Genomic DNA, 9,928 nt, shown 5'->3' with positions numbered 1-9,928 from the left:
TATTACCCCGACTTTCCCGAGATCAACGGCAAGGAGGGGGCGCGCACCCGGTGCGGCGCCCCCGTGGCTCACTCGCGCACCACCTCTTGACACCCCCCGCGCTCGGTCGGCAATCTCGAGGAAATGTCCCCGATCGGCCGGCCCGTTCAACGACGACGCAGAATGTTAGCGCTAACATCCAAATAGTGGAAAACTGGAGCACTGGGGTGGTGGGCCTTTCCGTCCCCGCGAAGGAATGGTGGCGGGCGGCGCCGCGGATCGGAACGCGGTGACGCTCCCGCCGTTCGCTCGAATTCCGTGCTCCGTTGTGCGCGCACTCGGATGCGTACGGAAACCCTCTGGCCACCGTACGCATCGCCCGGTCCCGTCCGATCCCCTCCCCGGAACCCCCACCGGCGGAACACCCCCCAATCGGAGGAGACGTGCCAGCGAACGCGAACCGAAGGAGACCGGCCGCCGCGAGCGCCCTGCTCGCCGGGGTCCTGTGCATGACGACGGCGGCGCCCGCATCGGCCGCGGCCGACTACACCATCGACGTCGACACCGCCGCCTCCGGGCCGCAGATCAGCGACCGCATGTACGGCATCTTCCTGGAGGACATCAACCACGCCGCCGACGGCGGGCTGTACGCCGAACTCGTGCAGAACCGGTCCTTCGAGTACAGCACCGCCGACAATGAGGACTACACCCCGATGACCGCCTGGGAAGAGGTCGCGACCGGCAACGCCGACGGAAACGCGGAAGTGGTCGACGACGACGGCCGGCTCAACGAGCGGAACCGCAACTACCTGCGGTTGGCCCTTCCCGCCGACGGCGGTGAATACGGTGTGGCCAACAGCGGGTATTCCACCGGAATCACCGTCGAGGAGGGGAAGGGGTACGACTTCTCGGTCTGGGCCGAGGCGCCCGGGAACCGGTCGACGCCCCTCACCGTCCGCCTCCGGGACGAGCAGGGCGAACCCCTGGCCGAGCCGCTGAGGATCGAGACCGAGAGGGGCGGCTGGAAGAAGTACACCGGCACGCTCACCGCCACCGCCTCCAGCACCACGGGCAGGCTCGCGGTCACCGGCAGCGGCGGCGGCTCGCTGAGCCTGGACATGGTCTCGCTGTTCCCGCGCGACACTTTCAAGGGACGTGAGAACGGCTTGCGCGCGGACATCGCTGAGAAGGTCGCCGCCCTCGACCCCGGCTTCGTGCGCTTTCCCGGGGGCTGCCTGGTCAACACCGGCAGCCACGAGGCCTACGAAGGGCCCGACTGGCCGCGCGAGCGCTCCTACCAGTGGAAGGACACCGTCGGCCCGGTCGAGGAGCGCGCGACCAACCACAACTTCTGGGGCTACAACCAGTCCTACGGCCTGGGGTACTACGAGTACTTCCAGTTCGCCGAGGACCTGGGCGCCATGCCGCTGCCCGTCGTCCCGGCCCTGGTCACCGGCTGCGGTGAGGACGAGGCCACGGACGACCCGGAGCTGCTGGAGCGGCACGTCCAGGACACCCTCGACCTGATCGAGTTCGCCAACGGGCCGGCCGACTCCGAGTGGGGCGGCCTGCGCGCGGAGATGGGGCACCCCGAGCCCTTCGGGCTGACCCACGTGCAGGTCGGCAACGAGGAGAACCTGCCCGAGGAGTTCTTCGAGCGCTTCGTGCGGTTCCGCGACGCGATCGAGGCCGAGTACCCGGACATCACGGTGGTCGGCAACTCCGGCCCGGCCTCCGGGGGCGCCGTCTTCGAGCGCGCCTGGGAGCTGAACCGCGAGCACGGCGTGGAGCTGGTCGACGAGCACTACTACAACTCGCCCGCCTGGTTCCTGGCCAACAACGAGCGCTACGACTCCTACGACCGCCAGGGCCCCGACGTCTACCTGGGCGAGTTCGCCTCCCAGGGCAACCGCTTCTCCAACGCCCTGGCCGAGGCCGCCTACATGACGGGGCTGGAGCGCAACGCCGGCGTGGTGAGGATGGCCTCCTATGCGCCGCTGCTGGCGGCCGAGTGGGACGCCCAGTGGACCCCCGACATGATCTGGTTCGACAACGCCCGCAGCTGGGGGTCGGCCAACTACGAGGTCCAGCGGCTGTTCGCGCGCAACACCGGCGACGCCGTGGTGCCCAGTACCGCCTCCGGCACCCCCGGGGTCGGCGGGCCGATCACCGGGGCGGTGGGGCTGTCCACCTGGAACACCAGCGCCGAGTACGACGACGTGCGGGTGACCTCCGCCGGCGGCACGCCCCTGTTCAGCGACGACTTCTCCTCCGGCGCCGACCGGTGGACCCACGTCACCGACGCCGGGAACTGGGCGGTGGAGGACGGCGCCTACGTCCAGACCGCGACCTCGGGCGAGAACACGATGGTCACCGCAGGCGACCCCGGTTGGACCGACTACGACCTGGAGGTGACCGCGACCAAGCGCGAGGGGGACGAAGGCTTCCTCATCGGGTTCGGGGTCCAGGGGAGCGACGACCACTACTGGTGGAACCTGGGCGGCTGGGGCAACACCCGGTCGGCCGTGGAGCACACCTCCGAGGGGGCGAAGAGCACGGTGGTCTCGGACGGGACCACGATCGAGGCCGGGCGCGAGTACGACGTCCGCATCGAGGTGCGCGGACGCGACGTCGCCCTCTACCTCGACGGGGAGGAGTGGAACCGCTTCACCGCGCCCGCACCGGAGCCGTTCCGCCAGGTGGTGACCCGCGACGAGCGGACCGGCGAGTACATCGTGAAGGTCGTCAACGCCCAGGGCGAGGCGGCCCGCACGTCGATCGGCCTGGGAGGCGCCCGGGTCGCGCCGACCGCCGAGGCGACGGTCCTCGCGGCCGACCCGGACGCCGAGAACACCGCGGACGACCGCCCCGTCGAGCCCGAGACCTCGACCATCGACGGGGTGGACTCCTCGTTCACCCACACGTTCCCGGCGCACTCGGTCACCTTCATGCGGATCAAGCCGCAGGGCTGATCCCCGAGTTCCCCGATCACCCTCCGGGCGCCGGCACAGGGGCCGGTGCCCGGAGGGCCCTCACGCCGACTTCTCGCCTCCCGGGCCTTCGCTTCCCGGCCCGTCGACCAAGGGCCCCAGCCGCTCCACGATCAGGGCGCCCAGGGCCTCCGGGGCCTCGAGCCAGGGGTACGCGGTCCTGGTGGAGCCCTGCACGACGCGCGTCTGCGGGGCATCGTGCGCCAGCACGGTGCGCAGCGACTCGCCCAGGGCGGGGAGGTCCCCGGAGTAGACCGTGAACCGCTCTGGGGCCGCGCGCAGGCGGGCGAACCAGTCGGGGCCCTCGGCCTCGCCGCTGAGGGCGTCGGAGATGTCCAGGGGCATCGCTTCGGTGAGCCTCTTGGAAGCGATGCCGCGCAGCAGGTCCCGGTCCTGCTCGTCCAAGGAAGTGTTGCGGCCCACGGAATGGTCGACCATGACGGCGATCCCCTCCTCGGACAGCATCCCGGTCTCGCGGAACCGTTCATCGAAGGGGGCCATCGCGAGCAGGAAGTCGGCGGTCTCCTCGCCCAGCTCGGGCATGTGGAAGTCGGGATGGCCGACCAGGACGGCGGTGTCGGGGTCGACGAGCAGGGCGTGCGCGGCGGTGCCGTCGGCGGCCAGCTCCGCGGCGGCCCGGGCGGCGATGCCGGCGCCGACCACCAGGTCCACCCCGGTTTCGGGGAGGAGGGGCCGGGCGGAGGCCTCGATGTGCTCGGCCACACGGGCCGGAGCCAGCCGGCCGGTGGGCGGCTGCTCCACCACGATCGCGCGGACGCGGGGAGGCAGCACATCGATCAGGCGCTGCCACACCCGTCTGTCCCCGAGATCATGGACGAAGCACACGGTGGGCATGCGGATCCCGACCTTCCTTCGGCTGGGGAGAGAGGACACGCTGATCCTTGCCCGAAGCGATGCCGCTCACACGAACCCCAGGTCGGCACGGCTTAAGGCGCCGATACCTCCGGCAGGGGCGTCCGCGCCCTCGGCGCGGCCCGACCGATGATTTCTGCGCGCCGTGCCGGTCTGTACGCCGAGTACCGACTCACGGGAGGCCGACGCCATGCGGAAACTGACCTACGGCATGAACCTGAGCCTGGACGGCTACATCGCCGCGCCCGGCGGGGACCTCGACTGGAGCGTGCCGAGCGGCGAGCTGTTCCAGTGGTGGTCCGACCGGGTGGCCGCGACGGGCCTGGCGCTGTACGGGCGCCGACTGTGGGAGACGATGAGCTCTTACTGGCCGACCGCCGACGAGCAGCCGGGCGCCACACCGGCGGAGATCGAGTTCGCCGGGCGCTGGCGGGAGATGCCGAAGGCGGTCTTCTCCTCGACGGCCGGAGCGGTCGACGGGAACGCCCGTCTGGTCACCGGCGACGCGGTCACCGAGATCACCAGGCTCAAGGCCGAGGACGGCGGTCCCATGGACATCGGCGGTGCCACACTCGCCGCGGCGGCCATGCGGGCCGGGCTGATCGACGAGTACGCGGTCGTCACCCACCCGGTCCTGGTGGGCGGCGGCACGCCGTTCTTCACCGCCTTGGACGACCGGGTGAGCCTGAGCCTGGTGGAGACCCGGACGTTCCCCGACGGCGTGGTGCTGAACAGGTACGAGACCAAGCGCTGAGTTCCCGACGAGCACCATCGATCCGGGATCGCTCCTTGGCAAGGCCGAATTTTCGCCCGTTTGCCTGGCGGCCCCAGCAGGATTCGAACCTGCGACACCGGCTTTAGGAGAGCCGTGCTCTGTCCCCTGAGCTATGAGGCCTTGCGTGCCCCAGGGTAGCGGAGGGTGCGGCGTGTTCGGGTGGTGGATGCGGGAGGAGGGGCCGATGCGGCCCTGTGGGCGGTGGTCAGGGGTTCCCGGCTTCTGGGTTGAGTACTCTTCTCTCTATAGGGTTGTCACGCCTTCTGTGTGACATGCGCCACATCCCGCGTGTGGTCCTTCCCGGTCGTGGTCCGCCGTTGTGGCGGCGGCCAGGGGTGACGGCGCGGTCCGGCCCAGGGGCGGGATCGCCGATCGCTGGCCGGATGTGGACTTTGCAGTACCCTGCCATGCGGCCACATCCACGGCCCGTGCACGACCGTGACCGAAAAAGGTAGCCGGAGGACTCACGTGCCGTTCTCTCTCGCATCGACGCGGCGGACGTCCCGCGCCCGGAGAAGCGGATCGGCGCCCGGCTCTTCCCCGGCGGCGGGCCTGTCGGCGGTGTCGCTGCCGCGCCCCCTGCGGTCGCGGCTGGCCCAGGGCATGGTGACCGTGCTGCTGCTGGGCGGTGTGCTCCTGCCCGCCGGAGAGGCGGCCGTCGCGCCCGTCACCGCCCCCGCCCACGCCGACGAGGACCTGGACGCCCTGGCCGAGAAGGCGGAGGAGGCCAAGGAGGAGTTGGAGAAGGCCACCGAGGACTACACCGACCGGGAGAAGGACCTCGACGCCGCCCAGGAGGAGCTCGTCTCCACGCTGCACGAGCTGCAGCAGACCGAGCTCGAGCTCAGCGACATGCGCGAGCCGCTGTCCCAGATGGCCAGCACCCTCTACCAGCAGCCCGACGCCGGTGCCATGGGGATGATGGCCTCCGGGAGCATCCAGCAGGACCTGCGCGTCGACTCCTACGTCAGCAAGCTCTCCGAGGACAAGGACTCCCTCATCGAGGAGGCCAACGAGCTGCGCGACCGGCAGGTGGAGCTCACCAACGAGGCCCAGGGCCTGCAGGCCGAGACCCAGCTCGCCCGCGTCGAGCTCAAGGGCGACCTGGAGGACCTCAAGAAGCAGTCCGAGGAGAGCTCTGAGGCGCTCACCAAGGAGCTGGAGGACCGCGGCCTGGACGTCGACGCCTACATGGCCGGCGTGGAGTGCGACCCCAGCAAGGGCGAGGAGGCCTCCGGCTACCCCAACGGCCTGCTCCCGCAGGGGGCGCTGTGCGAGCTGCCGCAGGGCGGCGAGTTCCTGCGGGCCGACGCGGCCGTGGACTTCATGGAGATGAACAAGGCCTACACCGAGCAGTTCGGCAGCCAGATGTGCCTCACCAGCTCCTACCGCGACTACCCGAACCAGCAGCGCGTCTACGCCGAGCAGCCGCCCGGCAACGCGGCCGTCCCCGGCACCTCCAACCACGGCTGGGGCCTGGCGATCGACATCTGCGGCGGGGTGCAGAACCAGGGATCGCCCCAGTTCAACTGGCTGGAGGAGAACTCCCGGCAGTGGGGCTGGTTCCACCCGCAGTGGGCCTACTCCAACCCGTTCGAGCCCTGGCACTGGGAGTACGAGGCCGAGTTCGCGGGATAGGCGCGATGGTGGGCCCGGGAGGGCCCGGAGGGCGGGGCCGTGTGGACCCCGCCCCTCCGCTCAGGTGGCGGCGGGCTGCTCCGGCCCGAGCGTGTCGGGGGTGACCTGCGAGGTGCACTGCGGGCAGCGCTCGGCCTTGCGGCTGATCTCGCTGAAGCAGTGCGGGCAGTCGCGCGTGGTCGCCTCTTCGGCCTTGCTCATCCGCTCCATGAGCTTGGCGACCGGCATCACGACGAAGAAGTACAGGATCGCCGCGGTCAGCAGGAAGCTGATCAGCGCGTCGATGAACCTGCCGTACAGGAACCGGCTGCCGTTGATCTCGAAGTAGAGCTCGCCGAAGGCGGGGATGCCTCCGAAGATCCCCAGCAGCGGGGTGATGAAGCCTTCGGTGAAGGCCGTGATCAGTTCGGAGAAGACGGCGCCGATCACCACGGCGACCGCCAGCTGCACCAGGTTGCCCTGGAGCAGGAACTTCTTGAAACCATCCATCGGTCGGTCGTCCCATCCCGTTCACATCTGCGGCCCTCGTCTGCGGCGCCCGGGGGCTCGGGGCGCCGGAACCGCGCGGAACAGGATTCACTACGCCAGGTCATCGGTCAACTGCGGATCGTCAGGGCCACCCCGCCGCGCGCGGACGCCGCCGCCAGCCCCGCGGCCTCGTCCTCGGCGGCGGCGACCACGATGAGCGCCCCGCCCGCGGCGTCCGGGCCGCCCTCGGGGACGGCGACCACCGGCCGGTCCTCGGCCAGTACGGCGGCCTCGGGCGGGGGCCCACCGCCAGAAGCCGCCCAGCCCTGGTCCGGTGCCGTGGCGGCCGGCTCAGCGGCGACCAGGTCGACCCGGCTGCCGGGGGCGACCAGCGCCGCCGCCTGCGCGTCGGCGACACGCACCGGCACCGCCACCGTGCCGGGCCCGTACCCGGCGGCGGGCGGGCCGGACAGCCGCGCGTCGGTGAGCACCTCCCCGCGCCGGACCGGACCGGTCAGTGCGCCGCCCACCGGTTCCTCGCCTGGCCGCAGCGCCCCTGCGGGCACGGCCGAGGAGGGCAGCGCGCCGACCTCCACGTCGGAGGCGGAGACCGGGTCGAGCGGCGACAGGTCGCGTGCGGCGACGACCACCGCGGTCGCGTCGTCGGGGACCGGGCGGAGCAGCAGGACGGCCCCCGCCAGTGCGAGGGCGGCGCACAGCGTCCCGAGGGCGCCGCGGTGGCGGGCCAGGGCGAGGGCGGTCCGTCGCCGGAGCGTCATGCGGGCACCCTAGGCCGCCCGCCGGGGCGGCGGGGGAGCGCCCACAGGGCTGTGGACGGCCGGGCCTGAGGGGGCGGGGCGGGGGAGACGGCGAAGGCCGGGACCCGCGAGCGGGTCCCGGCCTTCGGAGCCGTGGGCGGCGCGGCGTACCGGTCGGGACGTGGCCGCCGGGCCGCGCGGCGGATCAGGTCGAGGCGGCCTTGGCGGGCGCGCTGCTCGACGACGAGGAGGTGCCGGAGCCCGCGGAGGAGCCCGAGGAGCCGTTCGGCGACGAGCCGTTCGACGAGGGCGAGGACGGGGCGGACGACGTGCTCGGCGCCGCGCTCTCGGAGGAGGATTCGTTCGAGGAGGACGACGCCTCGCCGTTCGAGGACGAGGATCCCGTGATCGCCGAGCTGTCGGAGGTCTTGGCGCTGTCGGTGCGGTAGAAGCCCGAGCCCTTGAAGACGATGCCCACCGCCGAGTACACCTTGCGGAGGCGCCCCTCGCACGAGGGGCAGGTGGTCAGCGAATCGTCGCTGAACTTCTGCACGACCTCCAGCGGTTCGTCGCACTCGGTGCAGACGTACTGGTATGTAGGCACGTGATCCTCCTTGCTGGCACTCTCGCCCGTCGACTGCTAAATAGTACGCGGTTGATCAGCACGCCCGCGACCTCGGGGGCCGACACGCCCGGCTCCGTGTCGCCGGTGGATGCAACGCGGCCCCGCCTCCGGGTGTTCCGCTCCCCGCCTGCGTCCCGCCAGGTCACAGTCGGCGGAGGCCGTCCTGCGGGGTGAGGATCCCGTCCACGGGCCGGTCGTGGGGCTCGGCCGGAACCGCGTCCACGAACTCTGTGTCGTAAATCACCCCGAGCGTGAGGGTGTTCGGCCCGACCAGGGAGAGCGCGCGGTCGTAGCATCCCGCCCCGCGCCCCAGCCGCAGCCCCGCCCGGTCGACCGCCAGCGCCGGCGCCAGCACCACCGAGGCCCGGGCGATCGCGTCCGTGCCGTACCGGGGCCCTGTCGGCTCCAGCAGCCCGAAGCGCGCGGGGGCCACGCTCTCGGGCCCGTCATAGGCGGCCCAGTCGAGCGAGCGGTCGGGGAGGAAGACCGGCAGCAGCACATAGGCGCCGCGCTTCCACAGCATCGTCACCAGCTTGCGGGTGTCCGGTTCGTCCTCCACCGAGTAGTACACCGCCACCGTCCCCGCGGTGGCGAGCTCGGGCACCTCGGCCGCCGCGTCGCGCAGCTCCGACCCCGCGCGGTCCCGCCGCTCCGGGGACAGGCCCGCGCGCGCGTCGAGCAACCGCCTGCGCAGCCGCTCCTTCTCCGCCTTCGCATCAGCGTCCATGCCCGCAAGTCTGGCAGGAAGCGCCGGTGTGAGAAGGGGGGAAAGGGGCGGTGAACGCCGTACGGCCGACACCCGCACGACCGGGCGTTTCGCCCGGATCCCCAGGTCAGCCCGCGCGCTGCGGCCCGGGAGCGGCCTTTCGGTGTCCTAGAGTGCGCTCATGACGGATACGCGACACTCCCTGCCCCGGGTGACCAAGGCCGTGGTCCCGGCCGCGGGACTCGGCACGAGGTTCCTTCCGGCGACCAAGGCCACCCCCAAGGAAATGCTGCCGATCGTCGACAAGCCCGCGATCCAGTACGTCGTCGAGGAGGCGGTCGACGCCGGCCTGAACGACGTCCTGATGGTCACCGGCCGCAGCAAGCGCTCCATCGAGGACCACTTCGACCGCGCCTACGAGCTGGAGGAGGCGCTGCGGGCCAAGGACGACGCCGAGCGGCTGCGCTCGGTGCGCGAGTCCAGCGAGCTGGCCCAGGTGCACTACGTCCGCCAGGGCGAGCCGCGCGGGCTGGGCCACGCGGTGCTGTGCGCCGACGCGCACGTGGCCGGGGAGCCCTTCGCCGTCCTGCTCGGCGACGACCTCATCGGCGCCAGCGAGGGCCTGCTCAAGCGGATGATCGACGTGCAGGCCGAGCGCGGGGGCAGCGTCGTGGCCCTCATGGAGGTCGAGCCCGAACAGGTCTCCCTCTACGGCTGCGCGGCGATCGAGCCCACCGAGGACCCCGACGTGGTGCACGTGACCGACCTGGTGGAGAAGCCGCCGCAGGAGTCGGCCCCCAGCCGCTGGGCGATCATCGGCCGCTACGTGTGCGCCCCGGAGGTCTTCGGCGTCCTGCGCGACACCCCGCCCGGGCGCGGCGGCGAGATCCAGCTCACCGACGCCCTGCGGGAGCTGGCCCGGCGCAAGCCGGACGAGGGCGGCCCGGTGCACGGCGTGCTCTTCCGGGGCCAGCGCTACGACACCGGAAACAAGGTCGACTACCTTCGCACTGTGGTGGAATTCGCGTGTGCGCGGCCCGACCTCGCCGCGGAGTTCGTTCCGTGGCTGCGGGAGTTCGCGGCCGCGCAGGACCCCGGCGCGCAGCCGGGGTGACA

At 71.8% G+C, this 9,928-nt stretch carries 9 protein-coding genes and 1 tRNA gene; 4 read left to right on the top strand and 6 right to left on the bottom strand.

Features of this window, described 5'->3' with window-relative positions; genetic code table 11:
* Window positions 1-422 precede the first annotated feature (422 nt).
* Window positions 423-2,951 (top strand): alpha-L-arabinofuranosidase C-terminal domain-containing protein, encoded by a 2,529-nt coding sequence (locus D450_RS0121665; protein ID WP_026128696.1) that lies wholly within the window; start codon window positions 423-425, stop codon window positions 2,949-2,951.
* Between the two features lie 60 nt (window positions 2,952-3,011).
* Here the strand turns inward: D450_RS0121665 and D450_RS0121660 are convergent, their stop codons facing one another.
* Window positions 3,012-3,824, bottom strand: coding sequence for a hypothetical protein (locus tag D450_RS0121660; RefSeq protein ID WP_017540740.1), 813 nt, complete (start codon window positions 3,822-3,824; stop codon window positions 3,012-3,014).
* 208 nt (window positions 3,825-4,032) lie between these two features.
* On the opposite strand from D450_RS0121660, the gene D450_RS0121655 reads away from it, so the two are divergent.
* Window positions 4,033-4,596 carry a dihydrofolate reductase family protein gene (locus D450_RS0121655; protein WP_017540739.1) on the top strand — a complete coding sequence of 188 codons (564 nt, stop codon included), beginning with the start codon at window positions 4,033-4,035 and terminating at the stop codon, window positions 4,594-4,596.
* A 65-nt stretch (window positions 4,597-4,661) separates the two neighbouring features.
* Here the strand turns inward: D450_RS0121655 and D450_RS0121650 are convergent.
* Window positions 4,662-4,737: transfer RNA gene (locus D450_RS0121650), tRNA-Arg, on the bottom strand.
* A 441-nt stretch (window positions 4,738-5,178) separates the two neighbouring features.
* On the opposite strand from D450_RS0121650, the gene D450_RS0121645 reads away from it, so the two are divergent.
* Entirely contained in the window at window positions 5,179-6,255 is a 1,077-nt protein-coding gene (locus tag D450_RS0121645) for a M15 family metallopeptidase (protein ID WP_017540738.1), read from the top strand.
* 60 nt (window positions 6,256-6,315) lie between these two features.
* On the opposite strand, the gene D450_RS0121640 is transcribed toward D450_RS0121645, so the two are convergent.
* The 4 genes from D450_RS0121640 to D450_RS0121620 all read right to left on the bottom strand — a co-directional run bounded on the left by D450_RS0121640 (window position 6,316) and on the right by D450_RS0121620 (window position 8,833).
* On the bottom strand, window positions 6,316-6,744 hold the full coding sequence (locus D450_RS0121640) for an MscL family protein (RefSeq protein WP_017540737.1): 429 nt from the start codon (window positions 6,742-6,744) through the stop codon (window positions 6,316-6,318).
* Between the two features lie 107 nt (window positions 6,745-6,851).
* Complete coding sequence (locus tag D450_RS0121635) at window positions 6,852-7,502, bottom strand: SAF domain-containing protein (protein ID WP_017540736.1); 651 nt, start codon at window positions 7,500-7,502, stop codon at window positions 6,852-6,854.
* Between the two features lie 184 nt (window positions 7,503-7,686).
* The gene (locus tag D450_RS32715; RefSeq protein ID WP_083932736.1) at window positions 7,687-8,085 is read right to left on the bottom strand and encodes an FmdB family zinc ribbon protein; all 399 of its coding nucleotides are present in this window, start codon (window positions 8,083-8,085) and stop codon (window positions 7,687-7,689) included.
* A 163-nt stretch (window positions 8,086-8,248) separates the two neighbouring features.
* Entirely contained in the window at window positions 8,249-8,833 is a 585-nt protein-coding gene (locus tag D450_RS0121620; protein ID WP_026128695.1) for a 5-formyltetrahydrofolate cyclo-ligase, read from the bottom strand.
* A 160-nt stretch (window positions 8,834-8,993) separates the two neighbouring features.
* Between D450_RS0121620 and galU the strand changes: the two genes are divergently transcribed.
* On the top strand, window positions 8,994-9,926 hold the full coding sequence (galU, locus tag D450_RS0121615) for a UTP--glucose-1-phosphate uridylyltransferase GalU (RefSeq protein ID WP_026124460.1): 933 nt from the start codon (window positions 8,994-8,996) through the stop codon (window positions 9,924-9,926).
* Window positions 9,927-9,928 lie beyond the last annotated feature (2 nt).

The sequence above is a fragment of the Nocardiopsis halophila DSM 44494 genome (assembly GCF_000341245.1).
In the GTDB taxonomy this organism is placed as follows: domain Bacteria; phylum Actinomycetota; class Actinomycetes; order Streptosporangiales; family Streptosporangiaceae; genus Nocardiopsis_A; species Nocardiopsis_A halophila.
This window is presented reverse-complemented; position numbering and strand designations above follow the sequence as displayed.

Bases quoted from the DNA above. Each gene is read 5' to 3' on its own strand.
- D450_RS0121640 (WP_017540737.1), bottom strand. From the start codon at position 6,744: ATGGATGGTTTCAAGAAGTTCCTGCTCCAGGGCAACCTGGTGCAGCTG.
- D450_RS0121620 (WP_026128695.1), bottom strand. From the start codon at position 8,833: ATGGACGCTGATGCGAAGGCGGAGAAGGAGCGGCTGCGCAGGCGGTTG.
- D450_RS0121635 (WP_017540736.1), bottom strand. From the start codon at position 7,502: ATGACGCTCCGGCGACGGACCGCCCTCGCCCTGGCCCGCCACCGCGGC.
- galU (WP_026124460.1), top strand. From the start codon at position 8,994: ATGACGGATACGCGACACTCCCTGCCCCGGGTGACCAAGGCCGTGGTC.
- D450_RS0121660 (WP_017540740.1), bottom strand. From the start codon at position 3,824: ATGCCCACCGTGTGCTTCGTCCATGATCTCGGGGACAGACGGGTGTGG.
- D450_RS0121655 (WP_017540739.1), top strand. From the start codon at position 4,033: ATGCGGAAACTGACCTACGGCATGAACCTGAGCCTGGACGGCTACATC.